The organism is Bacillus sp. FSL W7-1346 (genome assembly GCF_038593335.1).
Lineage (GTDB): Bacteria > Bacillota > Bacilli > Bacillales > Bacillaceae > Bacillus > Bacillus altitudinis.
Genome location: NZ_CP151988.1, coordinates 2,654,259 through 2,677,485, shown reverse-complemented (window position 1 = coordinate 2,677,485; position 23,227 = coordinate 2,654,259). Strand labels below are relative to the sequence as shown.

At 42.4% G+C, this 23,227-nt stretch carries 24 protein-coding genes; 20 read left to right on the top strand and 4 right to left on the bottom strand.

Going from position 1 to position 23,227, the window contains the following annotated elements:
• Positions 1–6 precede the first annotated feature (6 nt).
• A complete protein-coding gene (locus tag NST09_RS13775) occupies positions 7–624 on the top strand; it encodes a Type 1 glutamine amidotransferase-like domain-containing protein (RefSeq protein ID WP_342493058.1) in 618 nt (205 codons plus the stop codon).
• A 219-nt stretch (positions 625–843) separates the two neighbouring features.
• Here the strand turns inward: NST09_RS13775 and cysK are convergent, their stop codons facing one another.
• A complete protein-coding gene (gene cysK, locus NST09_RS13770) occupies positions 844–1,776 on the bottom strand; it encodes a cysteine synthase A (protein WP_170916851.1) in 933 nt (310 codons plus the stop codon).
• A 90-nt stretch (positions 1,777–1,866) separates the two neighbouring features.
• On the opposite strand from cysK, the gene thpR reads away from it, so the two are divergent.
• From thpR to NST09_RS13750, 4 genes are all read left to right on the top strand, one after another.
• Positions 1,867–2,418 carry an RNA 2',3'-cyclic phosphodiesterase gene (gene thpR / locus NST09_RS13765; protein ID WP_081114430.1) on the top strand — a complete coding sequence of 184 codons (552 nt, stop codon included), beginning with the start codon at positions 1,867–1,869 and terminating at the stop codon, positions 2,416–2,418.
• Between the two features lie 25 nt (positions 2,419–2,443).
• The gene (locus NST09_RS13760) at positions 2,444–3,379 is read left to right on the top strand and encodes a hypothetical protein (RefSeq protein WP_017367870.1); all 936 of its coding nucleotides are present in this window, start codon (positions 2,444–2,446) and stop codon (positions 3,377–3,379) included.
• A gap of 48 nt (positions 3,380–3,427) precedes the next feature.
• The gene (locus NST09_RS13755; protein WP_046344241.1) at positions 3,428–4,357 is read left to right on the top strand and encodes a YegS/Rv2252/BmrU family lipid kinase; all 930 of its coding nucleotides are present in this window, start codon (positions 3,428–3,430) and stop codon (positions 4,355–4,357) included.
• Between the two features lie 284 nt (positions 4,358–4,641).
• Positions 4,642–5,442 (top strand): phosphotransferase family protein, encoded by an 801-nt coding sequence (locus NST09_RS13750; RefSeq protein WP_170916852.1) that lies wholly within the window; start codon positions 4,642–4,644, stop codon positions 5,440–5,442.
• On the opposite strand, the gene NST09_RS13745 is transcribed toward NST09_RS13750, so the two are convergent.
• Positions 5,439–5,714 (bottom strand): YtzH-like family protein, encoded by a 276-nt coding sequence (locus NST09_RS13745; protein ID WP_017358323.1) that lies wholly within the window; start codon positions 5,712–5,714, stop codon positions 5,439–5,441. The two genes, NST09_RS13750 and NST09_RS13745, sit on opposite strands and share 4 nt — an antisense overlap.
• A 189-nt stretch (positions 5,715–5,903) precedes the next feature.
• Here NST09_RS13745 and trmB point away from each other — a divergent pair, with 189 nt between their 5' ends.
• The 3 genes from trmB (at position 5,904) to NST09_RS13730 (ending at position 9,280) form a co-directional block, all read left to right on the top strand.
• The gene (trmB, locus tag NST09_RS13740) at positions 5,904–6,545 is read left to right on the top strand and encodes a tRNA (guanosine(46)-N7)-methyltransferase TrmB (RefSeq protein WP_146270750.1); all 642 of its coding nucleotides are present in this window, start codon (positions 5,904–5,906) and stop codon (positions 6,543–6,545) included.
• A gap of 115 nt (positions 6,546–6,660) precedes the next feature.
• The gene (locus NST09_RS13735; protein WP_008343041.1) at positions 6,661–7,509 is read left to right on the top strand and encodes an MBL fold metallo-hydrolase; all 849 of its coding nucleotides are present in this window, start codon (positions 6,661–6,663) and stop codon (positions 7,507–7,509) included.
• A gap of 73 nt (positions 7,510–7,582) precedes the next feature.
• On the top strand, positions 7,583–9,280 hold the full coding sequence (locus NST09_RS13730) for an NAD-dependent malic enzyme (protein WP_035391093.1): 1,698 nt from the start codon (positions 7,583–7,585) through the stop codon (positions 9,278–9,280).
• Between the two features lie 40 nt (positions 9,281–9,320).
• Here NST09_RS13730 and NST09_RS13725 read toward each other — a convergent pair whose 3' ends face one another.
• The gene (locus NST09_RS13725; protein WP_003217759.1) at positions 9,321–9,635 is read right to left on the bottom strand and encodes a PepSY domain-containing protein; all 315 of its coding nucleotides are present in this window, start codon (positions 9,633–9,635) and stop codon (positions 9,321–9,323) included.
• Positions 9,636–9,834: 199 nt separating this feature from the next.
• On the opposite strand from NST09_RS13725, the gene NST09_RS13720 reads away from it, so the two are divergent.
• Positions 9,835–10,908, top strand: a complete 1,074-nt coding sequence (locus NST09_RS13720) for a M42 family metallopeptidase (RefSeq protein WP_008343043.1) — start codon at positions 9,835–9,837, stop codon at positions 10,906–10,908.
• Between the two features lie 43 nt (positions 10,909–10,951).
• Here NST09_RS13720 and NST09_RS13715 read toward each other — a convergent pair whose 3' ends face one another.
• Positions 10,952–11,398, bottom strand: a complete 447-nt coding sequence (locus tag NST09_RS13715; protein ID WP_007501817.1) for a YtoQ family protein — start codon at positions 11,396–11,398, stop codon at positions 10,952–10,954.
• Positions 11,399–11,598: 200 nt separating this feature from the next.
• Between NST09_RS13715 and NST09_RS13710 the strand changes: the two genes are divergently transcribed.
• From NST09_RS13710 to ccpA, 11 genes are all read left to right on the top strand, one after another.
• Positions 11,599–12,627: a PTS sugar transporter subunit IIC gene (locus NST09_RS13710; RefSeq protein ID WP_019743715.1), complete on the top strand. Its 1,029-nt coding sequence runs from the start codon at positions 11,599–11,601 to the stop codon at positions 12,625–12,627.
• A complete protein-coding gene (locus NST09_RS13705) occupies positions 12,614–12,934 on the top strand; it encodes a thioredoxin family protein (RefSeq protein WP_003217665.1) in 321 nt (106 codons plus the stop codon). Before NST09_RS13710 ends, NST09_RS13705 begins: the two co-directional genes overlap by 14 nt.
• 18 nt (positions 12,935–12,952) lie before the next feature.
• Positions 12,953–13,765, top strand: coding sequence for a DUF1444 domain-containing protein (locus NST09_RS13700; protein ID WP_008343044.1), 813 nt, complete (start codon positions 12,953–12,955; stop codon positions 13,763–13,765).
• Between the two features lie 16 nt (positions 13,766–13,781).
• The gene (gene ytpR, locus NST09_RS13695; RefSeq protein WP_035702057.1) at positions 13,782–14,387 is read left to right on the top strand and encodes a YtpR family tRNA-binding protein; all 606 of its coding nucleotides are present in this window, start codon (positions 13,782–13,784) and stop codon (positions 14,385–14,387) included.
• 196 nt (positions 14,388–14,583) lie between these two features.
• Complete coding sequence (locus NST09_RS13690; protein ID WP_342493057.1) at positions 14,584–17,352, top strand: DNA translocase FtsK; 2,769 nt, start codon at positions 14,584–14,586, stop codon at positions 17,350–17,352.
• A gap of 302 nt (positions 17,353–17,654) precedes the next feature.
• Positions 17,655–18,953, top strand: a complete 1,299-nt coding sequence (gene murC, locus NST09_RS13685; RefSeq protein ID WP_008343047.1) for a UDP-N-acetylmuramate--L-alanine ligase — start codon at positions 17,655–17,657, stop codon at positions 18,951–18,953.
• Between the two features lie 223 nt (positions 18,954–19,176).
• Positions 19,177–19,593, top strand: a complete 417-nt coding sequence (locus tag NST09_RS13680; protein WP_017367864.1) for a DUF948 domain-containing protein — start codon at positions 19,177–19,179, stop codon at positions 19,591–19,593.
• Positions 19,594–19,622: 29 nt separating this feature from the next.
• The gene (locus NST09_RS13675; RefSeq protein ID WP_007501807.1) at positions 19,623–20,093 is read left to right on the top strand and encodes a YtxH domain-containing protein; all 471 of its coding nucleotides are present in this window, start codon (positions 19,623–19,625) and stop codon (positions 20,091–20,093) included.
• A 30-nt stretch (positions 20,094–20,123) separates the two neighbouring features.
• The gene (ytxJ, locus tag NST09_RS13670) at positions 20,124–20,447 is read left to right on the top strand and encodes a bacillithiol system redox-active protein YtxJ (protein ID WP_007501805.1); all 324 of its coding nucleotides are present in this window, start codon (positions 20,124–20,126) and stop codon (positions 20,445–20,447) included.
• 214 nt (positions 20,448–20,661) lie between these two features.
• Complete coding sequence (locus NST09_RS13665) at positions 20,662–21,738, top strand: bifunctional 3-deoxy-7-phosphoheptulonate synthase/chorismate mutase (RefSeq protein WP_017358315.1); 1,077 nt, start codon at positions 20,662–20,664, stop codon at positions 21,736–21,738.
• Positions 21,739–22,188: 450 nt separating this feature from the next.
• Positions 22,189–23,190, top strand: coding sequence for a catabolite control protein A (gene ccpA / locus NST09_RS13660; protein WP_008343056.1), 1,002 nt, complete (start codon positions 22,189–22,191; stop codon positions 23,188–23,190).
• The last annotated feature ends 37 nt before the right edge of the window (positions 23,191–23,227 follow it).

Below are 23,227 nucleotides of genomic sequence, written 5' to 3'. Positions count from 1 at the left end.
TTCACCGTGAAAAAAATGTTCTTATGCTCTTCATTCAAAGACAGCTATTCTCTCTTGTCTGACTTTGCAGGCGACACCTTAAAAGGAAAAAGTGTGACATTCATTCCGGCAGCCAGTGAAGTGGAAGAAGTCACGCACTATGTCGATGCAGCAAAAGAAGCCTTTCATCAATTAGAAATGCGTGTAGAGACTGTTCAGCTGACCGAGCAAACGGTTCAGGAGATCACACAGATCATTGGAAAGAATGATGTCATGTATGTATCTGGCGGCAATACCTTTTATTTGCTGCAAGAATTAAGAAAGCACGGGCTCGATCGTGTATTGAAAGAAGAGATCGGCAAAGGCAAGCTGTATATCGGAGAATCCGCGGGGAGTATTATCATGGCGCCAAGCATTGAATACATCTCACTGATGGATGATCAGGAGAAAGCGCTAGAGTTATCTTCCTTTGAAGGATTCAATGAGATCAGCAGCTATCCGGTACCGCATATAAACAATCCTTATTTAGGTGAAGCCGCGCAGCATATCATAGAGAACGATCAAAATACGCTCTCTTTATGCCCGCTCACTGATGAACAAGTTTTACTTGTGACAGGCGAACAGACTGAGGTCAAGACGGTCTGAGTTGTTCCTTTCAGCGTGTAGACAAACCCTCGCATTCTTTGTCAGTCCTGCGCTGTGGTGCTCACGAATGTCAAATTCGCTCCGCGCCAGTACTCGTCATTCCTAGGGCTGCAAAGGTTTTCTATCACGCTGAAAAGAAGACAAAGGGCTAAAATCAAGTTCATTTTAGCCCTTTGTCAACAATCTGAAAGGAACAGCAGCATATGCCCTGTTCCTTTTTTAATCTTGAAACACATCACTTGATAAATAACGTTCACCCGTGTCTGCTGTCATACAAATGACAATGTGATCCTTTGGCATTTGCTTGGCTGCTTCAATGGCTGCATAGCATGCCGCGCCAGATGATGGACCGACTAAAATACCTTCAAGACGGGCGAGCTTTCGTGTGATGTCGTAAGCATCTTCATCACTCACTTGCACAATCTCATCATACACCTGTTCGTTTAAAATTTGTGGGATAAATCCTGGACTTGTGCCAACAAGCTTATGTTTGCCAGGTTTCCCGCCTGATAAAACAGGAGACCCCTTTGGCTCTGCCACATGTATCGTCAATTCCGGGAATGCTTTTTTGAGTTCCTCTCCAGTGCCTGTAATGGTTCCGCCAGTTCCAGCAGTTGCGACAAAAGCGGCAAGCGGCTGCCCGATCTGTTGCACTGCATCCATAATTTCTACAGCCGTTGTCCCTCTATGAGCATCGGGGTTCGCACCGTTGTCAAATTGCATGGGAATAAAGCTGTTAGGAATTTGAGCAGCTAATTCTTCTGCCTTGCGAATACAGCCTGGCATTTTTTCCTCCCCTGGGGTTAAGACGACCTGTGCGCCGTATGCCTTTAAAATATTGATTCTTTCTTGGGTCATCGTATCAGGCATGACCAGAATGGCTTTGTAGCCTCTTGCAGCAGCGTTCATCGCTAAGCCAATTCCTGTATTCCCGCTCGTTGGTTCAATAATCGTTGCCCCTTTTGTGAGTTTTCCTTGTTTTTCTGCCTCAAGGATCATATTGTAAGCAGCCCGATCTTTTACACTTCCGCTAGGATTAAATGATTCCAGTTTTAAATAAACAGCAGCGCCATGTTTTGGCTGAAGGCGCTGTAATTTTACAAGTGGTGTATGACCTATTAATTCAGCTATATTTTGTGCAACCTTCATCATGTGACACCCTTTCTTCTCATTCCGCATTACTTTAGTTATACTATCATCAATGGGGATTCGTAAAGTTTGTTAAAAAGGACAGGTGAAAATATGGCCGAAAGCCGTCATTATTTTATCGGGATTCCAATCCCTGAACAACTCGCGTATCAAATGAAAGCGGATATAGACAAGAGGAGCGGACTTTCCTTTCAAAAATGGACAGCACCCATTGATTATCATGTCACCCTTGTGTTTTTAGGTGCGATTCCAGAGGACCGTTTAAATAAGATTTCTGAGCTACTTGCACAGCTGTCTCCTGAGGTGTCTGCTTTCCCGCTCAAGCTGAATGAAGTAGGAATATTTGGCCAAAAGGAACGGCCGAGAGTCTTTTTTGCAAAGCCTAGTGAAAGTAAGCCTTTGATGGATCTAAGAGAAAAGGTGAAAGCAGCCGTTTTGGCAGCAGGTCATCCTGTCGAAAAGAGACCCTTTCATCCACATATGACGATTGCGCGCAAATGGAATAGGGAACAGTCCTATATAGAACAAGCACCCTTACGGAAAGAACCATATTCGATGGAGGTTTCTAGTATCGCTTTATTTGAAATCCGTCTAAAAGAAACCCCGCGTTATCACGCGATCAAACAATTTACACTACATAAATGATTCTAGAGGTTGGAGTGAGCAGCAGATGGCGCAAATTATTAAAATCCAAGATTATATATCACGATATGAACAAGACCCGCATCATTACATCAATCAGTTTATTCGATTGAAAAAACAAAGATGGGACGAGTTAAAAAAGGCTTCCAAAGAGCAGGTGCAAAAGCAGGCTGACCAAGCCACCGAGCAAGCACCTGAGCAAGAGGAAGAAAAGAGAAAGAAATTCTCCTTAAAAAGAAAGCAAAAAGAAGCCGATATGAAAAAGGAACGGGACCTGAGTCTTTTTAACGAGCCAACAGATATAGAACAAGGTGTTTTTACAAACGTTCCTACCGATGAAACGAAGCTGATTCACTTTTTTAAAGATCATCTTTACGATGTTCAGTTAAAATGGGCCAGCTCGACGATCTCTCATATTTCAACTGTCTCCCATCACATTCGATATGATGAAAAGCTGCGGATGCTTGCAAGGCAGCTGCCAGATTCTTATTTTGTGATGTACAAGCCGGTGCTGCTCATTCAAAAAGCTGAGATGGAATTGTGTCCAGTGCTCATTACGCCGCTTGAAGTCATCTGTTTATCTTTCTTAGAAGCAGAGCCAGACAGCGTATATATTGGATCAAAGGAACGTTTTTGGGAAAAGCGGGCGACGGGAAAAGCTGTTCAATCCGTCTTGAACCCTTGCGCAAGTCTTCTGCGCTCTGGAACTGTTGTGTCAAAAATTTTACAGCAAAGTGGTGTAGAGCTTCCTGTGAAAAAAATCCTCATCAGTCGCACCTCGTATATTGATTTACCCGAAGTTCCATTCGGGATGGAGGTTGTCGATAAGAAGAAAGCGGAGGATTGGTTTGACAAGCAGCGGAAAAACACGGCGCCGACAAAGCACCAGCAATTCAAAGCGACAAAGGCATTGCTCGCTTATGGTGAATCAGACAGCAAAAGAAGGCAGGAATGGCTCGATTAAAGGCATATCAAGGTCACCAAAAAAATGAGACCTGAGTGGAGCTAATATATGAATGAATGGTACTTTATCGTCAATCCAGCAGCAGGACAAGGAAAAGGACTCCGCACTTGGAGAAGCATAGAGAAAGAATTACAAAAGGTAGAGATCTCCTACAGATCGTTTCTTACCCAGCATGAAGGACATGCCGAAGTTTTGGCGAGACAGATTAGCGCTATGCAAGACGACAGATTGAAACGGCTGATCGTCATTGGCGGTGACGGCACATTTCATGAAGTGCTAAATGGTTTAAAAGAAATCGATCATGTGCAGCTAAGCTTTGTCCCAGCAGGTCATTGGAATGATGCAGCGAAGGGGCTGGGCATCCAGCGTCATGATGTGATCAAAGAAGTGAAAAAACAAAAGAGGATGTTGACGAAAACATTTTCTCTCGGCTCCTTTCAAGATCATGCAGAAAGTCCGCAATCTGTTCTTTTTCTCAATCATATTGGTGTAGGGTTTGATGCACATGTCTTGAAGAGAACGGTCCATTTTAGAGGGAAAAAGTGGCTCAATCGACTCAAACTCGGGTTTATCATCTACCCGCTGTCTTTTCTACATTCTTTATGGTCATTCAAACCGTTTGACCTTGCTCTTTTTATTGAAAATGAGAGAAAAGTTTTTCGCCAAGTGTGGTTTGTGATCGTATGTAATCACCCATATTATGGAGGCGGGCTGGAAGCAGCGCCGGAAGCAAGTGCGAGGCAATCAGGATTTCAAACAATCGTTGTCACTGATTTGAATCCATTGAAAGTCCTCTTATTTTTAAGTGCAATGGTTTTTAAAAAGCACCTTGTAATGGAGGGAGTCACCCTTTTTCAGCATGAAGAAGCCTACTTGGAGGCAGATGAAAAAATCCTATTTCATGCCGATGGAGAAGTGATTGGCGCCACTCCAGTGTTTGTTAAGGCTAGTGAGCGATCGTTAAAATTACGTGGCTAAGAAGCAGCCAGTGTGCGCACGAGCAAAAGAAACATGAAAAAAGACTTCCCTTTTCATAAGGTTCTTGTCCTGTTTTTCTAGTTTTGCTTGACGAGTATAAGAAGGTAGCGATAAAATCTATAGGACGGCTATTGTTTAGCATCTCATTCTCAATAGCTGTCCTTTTTGTTTTTATGATCATATAAATAAAAAATAAACAGCCAATTGATCTCAATCGGCTGAATTTTGTCGACTAAAAAAGCATGATTTAAAATATTTTAAGAAATGATGGGTTGAAAATTGATATGAACTGGTTGGGACAAATATTAGGTAGCGAATGGCACATCTCTCCTGCTGGAGGCGCTACGGGAGATGCGTACTTCGCAACACACAATGACCAAAAGCTATTTTTAAAACGCAATACGTCACCGTTTCTTGCGGTTTTGTCAGCTGAAGGCATTGTGCCGAAGCTTGTCTGGACAAAACGGATGGAAAATGGGGATGTCATCACTGCACAGCACTGGCTGAGCGGGAGAGAGCTGAAGCCAAAGGACATGAATGACCGTCCTGTAGCAGAGCAGCTAAGAAAAATTCATACATCAAAAGAGCTGCTCGATATGCTGAAACGATTAGAAAAGCACTCGCTTGACCCGGCATCGATCTTGATGCATCTCAAGGCATCGATCTTAAAAGAGCAGATTGACTCACATGATATCACGCGTGCCATCCAGTATTTAGAGAAACATGTGGAGGCAGTTCATTACGAGGATAAGGTCGTATGCCATTGTGACCTCAACCATAATAATTGGCTGCTGACAGATGAAAACCAGCTCTATTTAATTGATTGGGACGGGGCAATGATTGCGGATCCAGCGATTGATCTTGGACCGCTCTTATACCATTATGTTGAAGAAGAGAACTGGGAAAGCTGGCTCTCTATGTATGGTGCTCCGCTGACCGACAACTTGCGAAAACGCATGGCATGGTATGTGCTGGCTGAAACCGTCTCGTTTGTCGTTTGGCATAAAAGAAAAGGAAATGAAAAGGCGCAAAAAGAAGTGCAAGCCGAGCTACATGCACTCTTAAAACGGTTAAACATCCATTAAGACAATGGAATGTTCTCGACCCAGTTAGATAGATGAGATTGATGCGCTTCGATATGTGCATCAATTGAACTGACAGAAGTGCCTTTTTGGCTGTAATCATAAATATCGGTTAGTAGCTGACGAACGTCAGCATCCAAATCTTCTTTTGCCAGCATTAATTGAATCACGCGTCCCACCTGTTCATATTCTGCAACAGTCCCGCAGCAATCCAGCTGGTGATCAGTTAAAATATCTTTGATTAATTGAAGCTGATGTTGGCGGTTTAATCCCATACGTATGCTCCTTTCAAGGCGTGTCATTTATGTGGTTAAACTGTGCATTCAGCTTTGATTTTATACATGAAGCAGACCAGCCCAATTAGCAGCTGGTCTTTTTCATATGTGCGGATAAGATGCTGTCTTGCGGCTCTTTATGTTTCATGGTATCTTGATAAAATGTAAAGAAAATAGAGGTGTATCAAATTGAGAATGCGACATAAACCGTGGGCGGATGATTATTTAGCTGAAAATGCTCATATTGCTTTAGCCAACCCTGAACAATACAAAGGGAAATGGCATGAGCTGTTTGAAAATGATCATCCAATCCATATCGAAGTCGGTACAGGAAAAGGGGGCTTTATTGCCGGAATGGGCAAGCTTCATCCTGAGATAAACTATATCGGCATTGAATTATTTAAAAGTGTCATTGTGACGGCAGTCGATAAAATCAAAGAAACAGATGTAGAAAACGTAAAGCTTCTAAACATCAACGCAGAGACACTGACAGATGTCTTTGCGGAAAATGAGATTGATCGGGTGTATTTGAACTTCTCTGATCCGTGGCCAAAATCAAGGCATGAAAAACGTAGGTTGACGTTTAAAGCCTTTTTAAAGCGATATGAACAGATCCTCCGTCCAGGCGGTGAATTACATTTCAAAACCGATAACCGCGGACTATTTGAATATTCCTTGAAAAGCTTTTCGTCTTACGGACTCCTTTTAACGTATGTGAGCCTTGATTTACATGAGGATGGTCTCGAAGGAAATGTCATGACAGAATATGAAGAGAAATTCTCTTCCATGGGACAACCGATCTATCGATCAGAAGTAAAATTCCCTGAATAACAAGCGAACAAAGCTGGCTGCAACGAACGATTGCGGTCAGCTTTTTTTGATAAAAGATTAGCACATGCGATTTTCCTTTGTATTTGCTACGATAGAAAAAGGAGGGATGACAGCAATGGAGACAATGAAAATAGGTGAAATGGAACTGTTCTGGTTAAATGGGGGAGATACACACATGGATGGCGGTGCCATGTTTGGCGTGGTGCCAAAGCCATTATGGTCAAAAAAATACCCTGTGAATGATCGAAATCAAATTGAATTACGGTGTGATCCAATGCTCATACGGTGGAACGGTCTTCATCTGTTAGTAGATTCCGGCATCGGATCAGGGAAGCTGACAGAGAAACAAAAACGCAATTATGGCGTCACAGAGGAAACGAAAATAGAAGAATCACTTGCGGCTCTCGGTTTGCGCCCATCTGATATAGATTACGTCTTAATGACTCATTTGCATTTTGATCATGCAAGCGGGCTGACAAAACGTGAAGGCGATGAGCTCGTGTCTGTTTTTCAACAGGCAAAAATCATCACGTCCAAAATTGAATGGGACGAAATGAGAGCACCGAACATCCGCTCAAGAAATACATATTGGAAAGAAAATTGGGAGCCTGTTGCCGATCAAGTCATGACATTTGAAGATAGCATCGAAGTAACAGAAGGCATCCGCCTGCATCATACAGGCGGACATAGCGATGGGCATAGCATCTTAACGCTCACAAGTCAGGGAGAAACAGCTATTCATTTAGCGGATATCATGCCGACACACGCTCATAAAAACCCGCTATGGGTCTTGGCATACGATGATTATCCAATGACCTCGATCCCGGCGAAGCAAAAATGGCAGGCATTTGCCGAAGAAAACAATGCATGGTACTTGTTTTATCATGATGCCATCTACCGTGCTGTAAAGTGGGATGAAGACGGGGCAATGACCCATGAGGTCAAAAGAGAAACCGGAAGATAAAAGATCATCTGTATGTTTTTTCGCCTTTCACACAAAATAACGACAAAATGAACTTGTGAAAGGAAGAGTGCAGGTGAATCAATTTTATCGTGTACATGGTGATGTCATCGAGACACCGTTAAGAGGGATCGAAGTCATGTCTGTCCCTTATTTAAACAAAGGAGTCGCATTTACAAAGGAAGAGCGGGAAGAGCTTGGGTTAAAGGGATTTCTGCCGCCGAAGGTGTTAACACTAGAAGATCAAGCAAAGCGTGCATATGAACAGTTCAAAGCACAGCCAGACGCACTTGGGAAAAATGTCTATTTAACTGCGCTTCATGACAGAAATGAAGTGCTCTTTTATAAATTATTAAATGAGCATTTGGCAGAAATGCTGCCGATTGTTTACACACCGACCGTAGGAACAGCGATTCAGCGTTACAGCCACGAGTATAGAAAGCCAAGAGGAATTTATTTATCCATTGATGATCTAGAAGGAATGGAAGAAATTTTTGCATCTTACGGAGTGGATGAATCAATTGATCTCATTGTCGCAACAGATGCAGAAGGAATTTTAGGCATCGGTGACTGGGGTGTTGGCGGAATCGCCATTTCAGTCGGGAAGCTGGCTGTTTATACAGCCGCAGCAGGTATTGATCCTAGCCGTGTGCTGGCAGTGGTGCTTGATGCTGGAACCAACCAGGAAAGCCTTTTAAATGATCCGCTTTATGTGGGAAATCAGCACTCCCGCGTTCGAGGAGAGCGCTATGATCAGTTTATTGATCAATATGTTGAGCTTGCCCGTGCGACTTTTCCAAATGCACTTCTTCACTGGGAAGACTTCGGTACAAAAAATGCGCGCGCCATTTTGGAAAAATATAAGGACCGTATTTGTACATTTAATGATGATATTCAAGGAACTGGAGCCGTTTCACTTGCTGCCGTTCTGGCTTGTGCAAAAGCATCGAAGGTTCCGCTGAAAGATCACCGAATCGTGATCTTTGGAGCAGGTACAGCAGGGATTGGTATAGCCGAGCAAATTCGTGATGCCATCGTGCGAGATGGTGTCAAAGAAGAGGAATCATATGATCATTTCTGGTGTATTGATAAAACGGGACTGCTCACAGATGATTCACCTGACATTCAGCCATTCCAAAAGCCGTATGCAAGACGTTCTGATGAAGTGAAGGATTATGCACGTAATGGTCCAAAGCATTCAATTGATTTGTTAGAGGTCGTGAAGCAGGCGAAACCTACGATCTTAATTGGTACCTCAACTGTAGGTGGGGCATTTACAGAGGAAATAGTGAAAGAAATGGCGTCACATGTAGAGCGGCCAGCGATTTTACCGATGTCAAACCCGACACCTCTTTCAGAGGCAAAGCCGGAAGATCTCATTGAGTGGACAGAAGGACGTGCGCTTGTCACAACGGGAAGTCCGTTTGATCCAGTTGAATATGGTGGTGTGACATATGAAATTGGGCAGGCAAATAATGCCCTTGTGTTTCCAGGGCTTGGCCTTGGAACGATTGTGTGTAAAGCCCGCCTCATGACAGACAGCATGTTTGTTGCGAGTGCTGAAGCGATTGCGAGCATGGTCAATGTCGGAAAACCGGGTGCTGCGATGCTTCCAAGTGTTGATCAGCTCAGAACGGTTTCAGCGACAGTGGCTGTCCGTGTGGCACAAGCAGCGATTGACGAAGGAATTGCGGAAGAAACCCCTGATGATCTCATTCAGGCTGTGCAAGACGCCATGTGGCACCCTGTATACAAAAAAATCAAAGCCATCTAAAAAAAGCTTCGCAAGGACTTGTCTTTGCGAAGCTTTCTTATTAAGCAACAGAATCAATGACATCAACGATCATGCCTGTTTTTGCATCAATCATGACTTCATACTGTTCCAGCTCGCCAAAGGCGGAGCGTGTAATGCCAGATTTGTACACATCAATCGTTTCACCATTTACGGTATACGGTTCTGGTACAGTATAAATCCAAGAGCCATCAATCGGGCCGCGCTGTTTAAAAGCAGATTTCACAATTTTTAACGCTTTTTCAGACGAGATATACGTCGGGAAAAAGACTTTCTTTGCAACAATTGCAGCGGCTACGCCAATACTCGCACCAATCAGAACATGTTTTAACTTCAACGTGCTGCACCTCCGTATTGCTGTTTTTTCCATTATACAAAACTTGTCCAGCGATGTTAAGAAATCCGAATACTTGAAAGCATATTCAAAATTTCTGGAGAGATACTTGGAAAACCGAAAGAATTCTTATAGTATAAAGTGAGTGTTATTTTTATAGGAATTTATATGGTCATTACATAGAAATGAGGGTAACTGTCAAATGAACGAAGAAACAATGTCGCTTTTCCGAAATTTAACAGAACTACAGGGGACTCCAGGTAATGAGCACCATGTGCGTGCTTTTATGAAAAAGGAACTTGAGAAATATTCCGATGAACTCATACAGGATCGTCTTGGCGGAGTGTTTGGCGTCCGCAAAGGTCCAGAGAACGCGCCGAAAATTATGGTGGCTGGTCATATGGATGAAGTCGGCTTTATGGTGTCATCCATTACGAAAAATGGAATGATTCGTTTTCAAACACTTGGCGGCTGGTGGAGTCAAGTGATGCTTGCGCAGCGCGTGGATGTTCATACGGATCACGGGCCAATTCCGGGAGTTGTATCGAGCACACCTCCTCACCTTCTGACACCAGAACAAAAAAGCAAACCAGTAAAACCGTCAGATATGCTTATTGATATTGGTGCAGACAGTGAAGAAGAAGCGAAAGAGCTTGGCGTTCGCCCAGGGCAGCAAATCGTTCCTGCAACGGTCTTTACCCCAATGGCCAATCCAAAAAAGATTTTAGCCAAAGCTTGGGATAACCGCTATGGGTGCGGACTTGCCATTGAATTATTGAAAGAATTAAAAGACGAAACCCTCTCATGTCAATTGTATTCAGGTGCAACCGTACAAGAGGAAGTAGGGCTCAGAGGGGCTGAGGTAGCTGCGAATATGATTCAGCCGGATCTGTTCTTTGCTCTAGATGCGAGTCCTGCAAATGATGTGACGGGAGACAAATCACAATTTGGCCAGCTTGGAAAAGGTGCACTTCTTCGTATTTATGATCGCACGATGATTACGCACCGAGGCATGAGAGAATTTGTCCTCGATACAGCCGAAACAAACAATATTCCATATCAATATTTCGTATCGCCGGGCGGTACGGATGCTGGACGTGTCCATATCTCAAATCAAGGTGTACCGTCTGCTGTTATTGGTGTATGTGCGCGTTACATTCATACAAGTCACTCTGTCTTGCATGTGGATGATTATGCAGCGGCAAAAGAATTAATTGTTCGTCTTGTGAAAAATTGTGATCAAAGCACGGTGGATTCGATTTATCAACAAGTGTAAACGATAAGAAAAAGGCTGCCTCATTAAGAGCACAGCCTTTTTCTTATTCCTGTTCAAACACGTATGACAACGCCTTAATCGCTTGATTCACTGTTTCGACAGTGATATTTGCTTTGTTTGATAATTCCTTTAGGGGATGATGTAATTCTTTAGGACGAATCAAAATAAGGGGTTTCCCTTTGGCGATGGCAGAAGAAGCATCCATTGCCGTGTTCCACTGTTTATATTTCTCACCAAAGCGGGCGATGACAACGTCTGCCTTATTTAATAATAGTTCGGTGCGGAAATTGTTCAAATCAGAAGCCGCATCGTCTTTCAAGATGGCATTTGGCTGCCCGCCTAAAATATCTTCTCCGATGTTATCTGATCGGTCATGATTCTCCATTGGACCAACAAACGTTACTGGTAGTTTCAACGACTGGCTTTTTTCCTTAATTTCATCGCGCCACTGGCTATGAATTTCTCCAGCTAAATAAACCGTTAATTGCATAACAATCTCCTCCTTGTGCACAAACTTAGTAAAGGTTTGCCCTGTTTCTTTTCATGTTACACAAGAAGTGCTTGATAAAGCAAAAAAAATATGATTATGATATTCATGGTAGAGACTATTTTTCATCGTAAGAAGACTACATATAATGGGAAGGACAGGCCTCTTCGTCTTTCCTATGAGAAAGCAGGAAGACGACGTTGATGACTTATTTAAAAAGAAAGGGTATTTCCCTTTCGCCAAAGGTGTATTTTATTGATGCACTCTCTTATATGGCTTTAGGTCTATTTGCTACATTAGTGGTAGGGCTGATTTTAAAAACAGCAGGCGGCCTGTTATCATTTCCTCTCATCGTGGAAATGGGAACGCTCGCTATGGGGCTGATGGGACCAGCAATTGGCGTAGCGGTTGCTTATCGCTTAAACGCTTCTCCTTTAATTATTTTCGCAAGTGTTGTGTCAGGTGCCGCTGGAGCAGAGCTTGGGGGACCTGCTGGAAGCTTCGTGGCTGCTCTCATTGGTGTGGAATTAGGCAAACTGATCAGTGGTGAGACAAGAATTGATATTATTTTAACGCCGCTTGTGACCATTATCACAGGTTTTCTCACCGCTGCTTTCATCGGCCCTGGGATTCAGGCGGTGATGACAGGGCTCGGCAGGCTGATTGTATGGGGGACTGATCAAAGTCCACTCATCATGGGCATGCTGGTTGCAACCATTGTTGGACTTGCTCTTAGCTCACCGATTTCAAGCGCTGCGCTTGCGCTGATGCTTGATTTAAGCGGTCTTGCTGCTGGTGCGGCAACGATTGGCTGCTGTGCGCAGATGGTCGGCTTTGCTGCTGCAGGATTTAGAGAAAATCGTTTTGGCGGTCTTGCTGCGGTAGGCATTGGAACATCAAAACTACAGCTGCCGAACATTGTGAAAAATCCACTCATTCTCATTCCGCCGACGATTGCAGGACTGATTCTTGCGCCAATTGGTATCATTGGCTTTGGGATGGTCAATAATGCGGCAGGAGCGGGTATGGGAACGAGCGGACTTGTCGGCCAGCTCATGACTCTCACAGTCATGGGATTTCATCCTTCCGTTTTCCTCGCTATTGCTCTCTTGCATATCGTTGGCCCGGCAGTGATTAGTTTGGTAGTATCAGAATGGATGAGAAAGAAAGGCTATATACAATTCGGAGATTTAAGTATACAAACTGGAGGAATCAAACATGAAAAAAATTGAATCAAACGAAGAATTACAAAAAGTGATTCAAGAAGACTTAACAGTATTACTATTTTCAGCTGACTGGTGCCCGGACTGCACATTTATTGAGCCGTTTTTGCCAGAGCTTGAAGCAAACTATCCAGAATTTGAATACTTCTATGTGGATAGAGATCAGTTCATCGACACTTGTGCAGAGTGGGAAATTTACGGAATTCCAAGCTTTTTAGTCTTTAAAAACGGACAAGAGATCAACCGTTTTGTCAGCAAAGATCGTAAGACAAAGGAAGAGATTGAAGCATTTTTAACAGATTCTCTTTCTAAATAACGAAAGGAGAGTCTTATTATGGCGAAAATGACATCAAGACAGCTTGCCAATCAATTGAAAAGCCGTCTGACGAACGACAGCTGGACCCACCAGTTTGACAGGGAAAAAGATACGCTTCGTGTAGAAGATAAACATACAGGAAAGGGCATCACGCTTGAGCTCCCGCCGATTATTGCAAAGTGGGAAGTAAAGCCTGATGAAACACTGGATGAGATCGTTTATTATGTGAAAGAAGCGCTCAGCGCTATGAAAGGTGAAGCGCAGCACATCTCAGGTAAAGAGAAGCACATTTATCCGGTCATTCGTTCAACGTCCTTTCCAGAAACATCGAGTGATGAGATTCCGCTCGTTTTTGATGAGCATACAGCAGAGACAAGAATCTACTATGCACTTGACCTTGGAAGCACCTACAGATTAATTGACGAGAAGATGCTGCAAAAGGAAAACTGGACAAAAGAACGAATCAGAGAAACCGCAAGTTTTAACGTCCGTTCACTAAAGACTGTCGTGAAGATGGATGAAGTGGCGGGCAACCGTTTTTATTTCTTCCGTGCAAACGACGGGTACGATGCAAGCAGAATATTAAATGAATCGATTTTACAAGAATACGCGCAAAAAGTAGAGGGGCAAATGGCTATTTCCGTTCCCCATCAAGATGTGTTCATCATTGCAGATGTACGCAATGAATCAGGCTATGATATTTTAGGGCAAATGTCGATGAGCTTCTTCGCCAGCGGCACGGTTCCGATTACGGCCTTGTCATTTTTATATGACGAAGGCAAGCTTGAACCGATCTTTATTCTTGCAAAAAGTAGACCAAAACAGCAGTAGAAGGGAATTTTGAAGAATGAACGTTTTTTATAATGCAGAAGGTGTCGGCGACACACTCCTTATTTCATTGAAAGATGTAACAAGAGAAGAAGTAGGTCATGAAACGTTTGGAGATGTCGTAAGAATCTTCAATCAAGACACAAAAGAAACAACAGGTTTTAATATTTTCAATGCATCTACTTACATGAAAATTGAAGAAAACGGATCTGTACCGCTTTCTGAAACGCTTGTTCAAGATATCAATGAAATTTTGAACCGCAACGGTGTCAGTGAAACATTAACAGTTGATCTATCACCTAAGTTTGTGGTCGGTTATGTGAAGGAAAAAGAAAAACATCCGAATGCAGATAAACTGAACATTTGCCAAGTAGATGTTGGCGATGAAACCTTACAAATCGTGTGCGGTGCACCAAACGTTGATCAAGGTCAATATGTTGTGGTTGCAAAGGTCGGTGCTGTGATGCCGAGCGGTTTGGTGATCAAAGATGCTGAACTGAGAGGTGTTCCTTCAAGCGGAATGATTTGTTCTGCAAAAGAATTAGATCTTCCGAATGCGCCTGCTGAAAAAGGAATCCTTGTTCTAGAAGGAAGCCACCAAGCTGGCGAGCCATTTGAAGCGTAACCTCCCATAAACGGGTACAAATGAGCGAAGAATGTGTTATACCAAAAGTCACTAAGTACGTACTTAGTGACTTTTTTTCATCTACAGACAGCATGAACAGCAAAGCGTAGCACTTTTCTCGCTTTTCTGCATGAAAAAGCAATGGTATACTAAAAATCGCCCAAGAAAACGTAAGGGGAGTTAAAGTGAGTGATAAATGATGAGTTGGTTAGATAAATTTTTTAGTGTATTTTTAGGAGAAGAAAAAAAAGAAGAAAAAGCTGAGAGGCCTGAAACAGGTCCGATTGCACCAAAGCAGCCAGCTGTTGAACAGCATAAAGAATATAAAAAAGTTGAAGATACGAAAGTGTATTATGAATATCCAAAAGGCAATTTCCGCTTTCCTCTCGTTCCAGATGAACCTGCACGTGAGGCAGCAAAGCAGCAAGAAAGAAGGCGCACGCGGTCAAGTCAGCCAAAGGCAAAGCAGACGACCTATCAGCCAAAACAAACGGTGCAGCCTGATCTCAATAAAAAGCCTTTTAAACCAGAGCAAATCCCTTCACCCATCTATGGCTACCATCAGGATATGCGTCCAAAACATGCAGCAGCCAAAGAAGACACATCTTCTGTCAAAATGAAATCGGCAGAAGAAACGTCACAGCGTGTCACACTGTTATCAGAAGAAGCAGAGCGTGAACGGAATGTAAGACAGCAAATGAACATCCCGTCTATACGAAAAGAACAACGTATGGAAGACATGATGTCAGCCCAAACAGCAGAACAAGGAGAGAAGCAACCTGTCACGAACCCGCTTACTTTGCAAGAGGAACTCGCTTATCAAGATCACGTTCAATCAACGATGGAACGTTTATATGACGAGCCTTTCAGTGAGACAGAGGATCAAGATCAAGCTTTGTCACAGACCAAAGACGATCGGGAAGCATTCTTACATATGGAGCAAGCTGAAGCATCTAACGAGCCTCTAGAGATGGAGCAAGAACAGACAGTCACCATTGAACAAGAAGAGCCGATGATTCCGCTTGAAGATGATGCTCAGAAAAAAGAGAGCTTTACATTTGAAACAGCTGAAAGCCCATCACCAGCACTCGACATGGAGATAGAAAGCCCAGTAGAAGAAACTGCGATGCTGGAAGAGAAGAACATAGAGGCTATGGAGGAAAGAGCAGAGGCTGCACGGATAGAAGAAAGTCAAGTAGACGTGTCAGCGGTAGCATTTGAACAAGAAGAACCGGTGATCATACAAGATTCGCAAGATGATGATTCCCTGCCGGAAGAAAAATTAACAGATGATGAAGTCATGCCAGTTGAAGAAGCATCAGATGAATTTGCTGACTCTGGACAAGCAAAGATCGCCGGGGATATGGCAGAAGAGCTTGAGGAAATACCTGAAGAAACGCCTGAAATAAAACGTGAAGAACCAAAACGTGAAGAACCAAAACCGTCTTCTCCACAGCCAAAGCGCTCAAGCGGTCAAACCTCCACCGTTCCTTTTAACGTCATGATGTTAAAAAGTGATCAGCGCGTGCAAGGACAGAAGAAAACGGCAGATGCACAAGGCTATGTATTTCCGAGTTTAGCTCTTCTAGACGTTCCGCCAGCACAAAAAGAAGAGGACGGAACATGGGTGAAAGAACGGGCAGAACTGCTCAATGCCACACTGAAAAACTTCAATGTCAGAGCAAGTGTTGTTCATGTGACGCAAGGTCCTTCTGTTACAAGGTTTGAAGTACATCCTGAACCAGGCGTGAAAGTGAACAAAATTACAAACCTGTCAGATGATATCAAACTTAGTTTGTCTGCAAAAGATATTCGAATCGAAGCGCCGATTCCTGGGAAGAACACGATTGGAATCGAAGTGCCGAACCTTCACAGTAAAATGGTTTTCTTAAGAGAAATGATCAGAAGCAGTGCCTTCAGAGACAATCCGTCTCCATTAACGGCGGCGCTCGGATTGGATATTTCCGGTCAGCCCGTTGTGGTTGATTTGCAAAAAATGCCGCACGGCTTAATTGCCGGAGCAACAGGTTCAGGGAAAAGTGTCTGTATTAATACCATTCTCGTAAGCCTGATGTTTAAAGCCTCACCTGATGAAGTGAAAATGCTGTTAATCGACCCTAAAATGGTCGAACTCGCGCCGTATAATCACATTCCGCATCTTGTGAGCCCAGTTATTACTGATGCCAAGACAGCAACAGCTGCCCTGAAATGGGTAGTAGATGAAATGGAAAGACGCTACGAACTGTTTGCACACTCTGGTGTGAGAGAAATCAAACGATTTAACGAACTGGTGAAAGAAAAACAATTGGGTGAAAAACTGCCATATCTCGTCGTTGTCATTGATGAGCTGGCTGATTTAATGATGGTCGCACCAAATGAAGTCGAAGAAAGCATTTGCCGAATTGCCCAAAAAGCAAGAGCATGCGGGATTCACTTACTCATTGCGACGCAAAGACCTTCTGTTGATGTCATTACAGGCCTCATTAAAGCAAACATCCCAACAAGAATTGCATTCTCTGTTTCAAGCCAAGTGGATTCAAGAACCATTATTGATATGGCAGGTGCTGAAAAGCTTCTCGGAAAAGGAGACATGCTGTTCTTAGAAAATGGCTCTGGCAAACCGACAAGGCTACAAGGGAACTTTGTATCAGATCGAGAGATTGATGAAGTGGTAGCGCATGTGAGAAAACAGCGCAAACCTGTGTTCCTTTTTGAACAGGAAGAATTGATGCTCCAAGGCTCTGCTATTACAGACGAAGATGAATTGTTTATGGACGCATGCAGGTTCGCCATCGAGCAAAATAGTGCAAGTACATCCAGTTTGCAAAGAAGATTTAGAATTGGCTACAATCGAGCAGCGAGATTGATTGATATGATGGAACGTGAAGGAATGATCTCTGGGGCAAAAGGCAGTAAGCCAAGAGAGGTCCTCATGACACTGAGTGACTTAGAACAATTGATCTAAACAAACCACTTCATTTTTTTGATAAACATGGTATGATAGCACATAGGTGCAATTTTTGAATTGGACGCTTTTCGCATGCCTGTCTGAACGCTTTTTAACGAAAATGAGCGAAAGCAGGTGTTAGAAATGGGAAAGTTGTCGGATACTAATCATAGTTAATATTGATTAGAATAGGAAGATCGGAAAAAAATCTTTATTTGGAGCTGCGATTTGTGATCAGCTAGAGACAAAAATCACAAGTTGCAAATTGAAATGAGCGTCATATACTGTAAGTCAGATAGACGTTTGTTGGAGGTACAATTATGACTGTTTATCATTTTGTTGGAATAAAAGGGACAGGTATGAGTCCACTGGCCCAAATTCTTCATGATACTGGGTATACTGTCCAAGGATCGGATATCGAAAAACATATCTTTACACAAAAAGCATTAGAAGAACGAAATATTAAAATTCTTCCATTTGACCCAGATAATATTCAGCCAGGGATGACGGTGATTGCAGGAAATGCATTCCCAGATACACACCCTGAGATTGAGCGTGCTCTTTCTGAAGGGATTCCTGTTATTCGTTATCATAAATTTCTTGGAGAATACATGGATTCATTCACAAACGTTGCAATTACTGGTGCTCATGGTAAAACATCGACAACAGGTCTGCTTGCACATGTGATGCAAGCGGCAAAACCAACTTCCTACTTAATCGGTGATGGATCTGGAATGGGGAAAGAAAACAGCGAGTATTTTGTATTTGAAGCGTGCGAATACCGCAGACATTTCCTCAGCTACCATCCAGATTATGCGATCATGACCAATATTGATTTTGATCACCCTGATTATTTCACGGATATTGATGACGTGTTTGATGCGTTTCAAAACATGGCACTTCAAGTGAAAAAAGCCATCATCGCTTGCGGTGATGACGAGCATCTTCTCAAGATCCAAGCAAAAGTACCTGTTGTGTACTACGGATTCAATGAAGAAAATGATTTCCAAGCACGAAATGTTGTGAAAAACACAGAAGGCACCACATTTGATGTATTTGTACGTAATACGTTTTATGATACCTTCTACATTCCTGCTTACGGAAACCACAATGTCCTTAACTCATTAGCGGTCATTGCATTATGCCACTATGAGGCCATTGATGTAGAGCTCATCAAAGGTGCTTTAACGACATTTGGAGGTGTGAAACGACGCTTTAATGAAAAAGTAGTCGGTGAACAAGTCTTAATTGACGATTATGCGCACCATCCGACTGAAATTGAAGTCACGATCGAAGCAGCTCGCCAGAAGTATCCAGACCGTGATATTGTAGCAGTCTTCCAGCCGCACACTTTCACTCGTACACAGCAATTTTTAAGTGAATTTGCGGACAGTCTGAAAAAAGCAGACTATGTATACCTTTGTGATATTTTCGGTTCAGCTCGTGAAAACATTGGGAAACTAAGCATTGAAGATTTGCGGGAAAAAATTCCGCAAGCCCAATTGATTGAAGAAGAAGAGACATCTGTGCTGAAAGCACATGAAAATGCGATCTTGGTCTTTATGGGAGCAGGAGATATTCAAAAGTATCTTCGTGCTTATGAGAAAGTCGCAGTATAATTGCCTGTCAAAAAGTGCCGATTCAATCGGCGCTTTTTTATTTTGAATAAAATGTGACAAAGGGGCTAAATGTGACAAGATGTGCCGCTTTTTTTCGTTCGCTGTGGACAGGAATTGGCGAATAAGTGTAGAATTATTATTCAATCGGTCATTCTAGGCGATGTTTGAATGATACAACGAGAGGGTATTGAATTGAATATGCCCGCAGCAAAGGAGGTATCAGATGATTATTATTCTCTATTTAAGCGTTGCACTCATCGCAATCGCTTTCCTCATTCTTGTCATCTACTTGTCCAAAACATTGAAATCCTTACAGCTGACATTAAAGAATGTCGCATCAACTTTAGAAGGTCTTGAAGGACAGATGCAAGGCATCACCACAGAGACAGCACAGTTGCTACATAAGACCAATCAGCTTGCTGAAGATATTCAAGACAAATCGGCAAAACTTAACACAGTTGTGGATGCGGTGCAGGGAATTGGTGGCTCGATCAACCAATTTAATACAAGCATAAAGCAGGCAGCTGGTGCGGTTTCTTCATCCGTTGAACGAAATCAAGAGAAAGTCACGGATGTGGTAAGCTGGAGTAACGCAGCACTTGAAATCTATAAAAAATGGAAACAACGTAAACAACAATAATCAACCATTTTCGCATAGGAGGAATAATCATGAGCAAAGACGGAATCAATAGCAAAGACTTTTTGATCGGAACACTTATCGGTGGCATTATCGGTGCAACAACGGCATTATTTTTAGCACCAAAGTCAGGGAAAGAGCTTCGCGATGATTTGAACACCCAAGCGAATGCCCTAAAAGAAAAAACAGATCGTCTCACAACAGATGCAAAGGAAAAGGGCACTGAATATGTGACGATTGCGAAAGACAAAACATCTGAATTGTCTCAGCTCGTAGCAGAGCAGTCAAACCAGATTTTAGACAAAGTAAAAGACATAAAAGATCGTACAGCTGGAAAAGCTAAACAAGTAAAAAGCGAAGCAGAAGATGCTGCAGCAAATATTGCAAATGAAGCTTCAGATGTAGCAGATGAAGCAAAAGTAAGAGCACAAGAAGCAAAAGCAGACATTGAAGACGGCATCAAAGATGTCAAAGAAAAAGTAGAACAATCTACGAAAGGCTAACTCGCTGCTTAAGTTAGGAAGGAGCACATCATGTCTAAACAACTCATAGAAACAGAAGAACAGTTTGATCAACTAACGAATCAAGACGGAACCTTTGTCTTTTTTAAGCACAGTTTGACATGTCCAATCAGCCAAGCTGCTTTTCAAGAGTTTGAAGCGTTTGCGTCAGAACATGAGGATGTTCCTGCTTATTTCTTGCAAATTCAAAACACAAGAGAGCTTTCATCCTATGTGACTGAAAAGTCAGGGATCAAGCACGAAAGCCCGCAGGCACTCATCTTTAGCGGTGGCAAAGTAAAGTGGCATGCTTCTCACTCAAGCATTACAAAAGAAGCGCTTGAACATAACATGTAGAAAAACGTCAGCGATTGCTGACGTTTTTTTTATAAAAAAGGTTTACTTGTATCAAAAGTATGCTATAATCTTACACATAATACTTTATCGCTTAAAAGCGTTTGGGTAATAAAGAATTTTTTCGTGACAATTCCGAAATCTTTGTTTATAATAAACCCTATTATAAGAGATCAAAAATAAAAAGCGAGAGCGGGCAGAGGAAAGGATGACAAAAATGAGCAACAATGAATTGGAACAATTGAGACAGCAAGCAGATGAACTAAATCTTCAAATCTTAAAACTGATCAATGAAAGAGGAAACATTGTAAAAGAAATTGGAAAGGCAAAAGAAGCGCAAGGTGTCAACCGTTATGACCCTGTCAGAGAGCGCACAATGCTTAATCAAATTCTTGAAGAAAATGATGGCCCATTTGAAAATTCAACGATTCAACATATTTTCAAAGAAATTTTCAAAGCAGGTTTAGAGCTTCAAGAAGATGACCACAGCAAAGCACTTCTTGTTTCTCGTAAGAAAAAACCTGAAAATACAATTGTAAATATCAATGGAGAAGCGATCGGTGACGGAAAACAACGTTTCATCGTTGGACCATGTGCCGTTGAAAGCTACGAGCAAGTTGCAGAAGTAGCGGCAGCAGCGAAACAGCAGGGACTAAAACTTCTTCGTGGCGGCGCATTTAAGCCTCGCACAAGTCCATACGACTTCCAAGGACTTGGCGTAGACGGTCTAAAAATTCTAAAACGTGTAGCAGATGAATACGGTCTTGCAGTTATTAGTGAAATTGTGAATCCTGCTCATATTGAAGAAGCGATTGAGCATATCGATGTCATCCAAATTGGAGCACGTAACATGCAGAACTTCGAGCTTTTAAAAGAAGCTGGATCAGTGAACAAACCAGTTCTTTTAAAACGCGGTCTAGCAGCAACAATTTCAGAATTCATCAATGCAGCTGAATACATCATCGCACAAGGAAATGACCAAATCATCCTTTGCGAGCGAGGCATCCGCACATACGAAACAGCCACAAGAAATACACTAGATATCTCGGCTGTGCCAATCTTGAAACAAGAGACACATTTACCAGTCTTTGTTGACGTGACACACTCAACAGGACGCAGAGATCTACTTCTTCCAACAGCTAAAGCAGCTCTTGCGATTGGAGCAGACGGTGTGATGGCAGAAGTGCATCCAGATCCATCTGTTGCCCTATCTGACTCAGCGCAGCAAATGGACATTCCACAATTCGAAAAATGGTTAGATGCGTTAAGACCACTTGTCAACATTCATGCGTAATCATAAATAGAAAAGCCGCCGGATGACAGCCCGGCGGTTTTTTCATGAAAAAATACGATCAAGATTGGCAATGAAAGGAAGAGAGCACATTGCAAGCTAAAAATATGCTTGTTCACAATGTTTTCATTTTTAAAATTCGATAGAATCTGCTAAGATCATTGTCATAGCTGACGTTCACGACGATTTTTGGTGAAATATGATTCAATTTACAGGTAACAAGCTCATTAAAGTTTGTTTAATTTAGTTATAAAAAGAAAGGGAACGTTTTCATATGAAGAAAAAACGTGTATAATTTCATAAAAGAATGTCATTTTGATGTAGATTGAAAAATTATGTGTCTCTTTTCATCGTTTTAATGACAAATAGGATATTATTTTCCTCGTATCTGACATGTCTCTATCCAATTGGTGAATGCTATAGATATGAAGTGTATTTGAAGGAGTGATTTATGTGAATAATGTTACAATATATGATGTAGCAAGAGAAGCAAACGTAAGTATGGCAACGGTATCACGTGTTGTTAATGGTAATCCAAACGTAAAACCAACAACAAGAAAAAAGGTGCTTGAAGCAATTGATCGTCTCGGCTACCGTCCGAACGCAGTCGCACGAGGTCTTGCAAGTAAAAAGACCACAACAGTCGGGGTTATCATCCCTGATATTTCAAGTATCTTCTATTCAGAGCTTGCACGAGGAATTGAAGATATTGCGACGATGTACAAGTACAACATTATTTTGAGCAACTCAGACCAAAATACTGATAAAGAACTTCATTTGTTAAACACAATGCTTGGCAAACAAGTAGATGGAATCGTTTTTATGGGCGGAAACATTACAGATGTGCATGTGGAAGAATTTAAGCGCTCTCCTGTACCCATTGTACTTGCTGCATCTGTCGAAGAGCAGGCACAAACACCATCAGTCAACATTAACTATGAACAAGCCATTTATGATTCAGTTCAGCTATTAGTTGAAAAAGGACATAAACGAATTGCGTTTGTATCTGGACCAATGTCAGAACCAATTAACTCTATGCGAAAGCTTGCTGGTTATAAGCGTGCGCTTGAAGAAGCTGGTATCGCGTTTGACGAAGCGCTTGTTGCTGAAGGAGACTACTCATATGACTCTGGTATTGAAGCGCTCGCTAATCTGCTTGAGCAATCTGACAAGCCGACGGCTGTGATTGCAGCGACTGACGAAATGGCGCTAGGTGTCATTCATGGAGCGCAGGACAGAGGCGTATCAATTCCTGAAGATTTAGAAGTGATTGGCTTTGATAACACAAGACTATCCCTCATGGTGCGCCCTCAATTGACAACAGTTGTTCAGCCGACTTACGATATTGGCGCTGTTGCGATGAGACTTTTGACAAAGCTCATGAACAAAGAACAAGTAGAAGATCAAATTGTTGAATTACCACATAGAATTGAAGAAAGACAATCGACGAAATAAAAAAGAAAGCAGGCTCACTTGATCAGTGGACGCCTGC

Excerpts from the sequence above, each read along its gene's own strand:
- NST09_RS13755 (WP_046344241.1), top strand. The coding sequence starts at position 3,428 with ATGAATGAATGGTACTTTATCGTCAATCCAGCAGCAGGACAAGGAAAA.
- NST09_RS13735 (WP_008343041.1), top strand. The coding sequence starts at position 6,661 with ATGGAGACAATGAAAATAGGTGAAATGGAACTGTTCTGGTTAAATGGG.
- thpR (WP_081114430.1), top strand. The coding sequence starts at position 1,867 with ATGGCCGAAAGCCGTCATTATTTTATCGGGATTCCAATCCCTGAACAA.
- cysK (WP_170916851.1), bottom strand. The coding sequence starts at position 1,776 with ATGATGAAGGTTGCACAAAATATAGCTGAATTAATAGGTCATACACCA.
- ytxJ (WP_007501805.1), top strand. The coding sequence starts at position 20,124 with ATGTCTAAACAACTCATAGAAACAGAAGAACAGTTTGATCAACTAACG.
- NST09_RS13680 (WP_017367864.1), top strand. The coding sequence starts at position 19,177 with ATGATTATTATTCTCTATTTAAGCGTTGCACTCATCGCAATCGCTTTC.
- NST09_RS13705 (WP_003217665.1), top strand. The coding sequence starts at position 12,614 with ATGAAAAAAATTGAATCAAACGAAGAATTACAAAAAGTGATTCAAGAA.
- murC (WP_008343047.1), top strand. The coding sequence starts at position 17,655 with ATGACTGTTTATCATTTTGTTGGAATAAAAGGGACAGGTATGAGTCCA.
- NST09_RS13690 (WP_342493057.1), top strand. The coding sequence starts at position 14,584 with ATGATGAGTTGGTTAGATAAATTTTTTAGTGTATTTTTAGGAGAAGAA.
- NST09_RS13700 (WP_008343044.1), top strand. The coding sequence starts at position 12,953 with ATGGCGAAAATGACATCAAGACAGCTTGCCAATCAATTGAAAAGCCGT.
- NST09_RS13715 (WP_007501817.1), bottom strand. The coding sequence starts at position 11,398 with ATGCAATTAACGGTTTATTTAGCTGGAGAAATTCATAGCCAGTGGCGC.
- NST09_RS13665 (WP_017358315.1), top strand. The coding sequence starts at position 20,662 with ATGAGCAACAATGAATTGGAACAATTGAGACAGCAAGCAGATGAACTA.
- NST09_RS13760 (WP_017367870.1), top strand. The coding sequence starts at position 2,444 with ATGGCGCAAATTATTAAAATCCAAGATTATATATCACGATATGAACAA.
- ytpR (WP_035702057.1), top strand. The coding sequence starts at position 13,782 with ATGAACGTTTTTTATAATGCAGAAGGTGTCGGCGACACACTCCTTATT.
- NST09_RS13720 (WP_008343043.1), top strand. The coding sequence starts at position 9,835 with ATGAACGAAGAAACAATGTCGCTTTTCCGAAATTTAACAGAACTACAG.
- NST09_RS13675 (WP_007501807.1), top strand. The coding sequence starts at position 19,623 with ATGAGCAAAGACGGAATCAATAGCAAAGACTTTTTGATCGGAACACTT.
- NST09_RS13750 (WP_170916852.1), top strand. The coding sequence starts at position 4,642 with ATGAACTGGTTGGGACAAATATTAGGTAGCGAATGGCACATCTCTCCT.
- NST09_RS13745 (WP_017358323.1), bottom strand. The coding sequence starts at position 5,714 with ATGGGATTAAACCGCCAACATCAGCTTCAATTAATCAAAGATATTTTA.
- NST09_RS13710 (WP_019743715.1), top strand. The coding sequence starts at position 11,599 with ATGACTTATTTAAAAAGAAAGGGTATTTCCCTTTCGCCAAAGGTGTAT.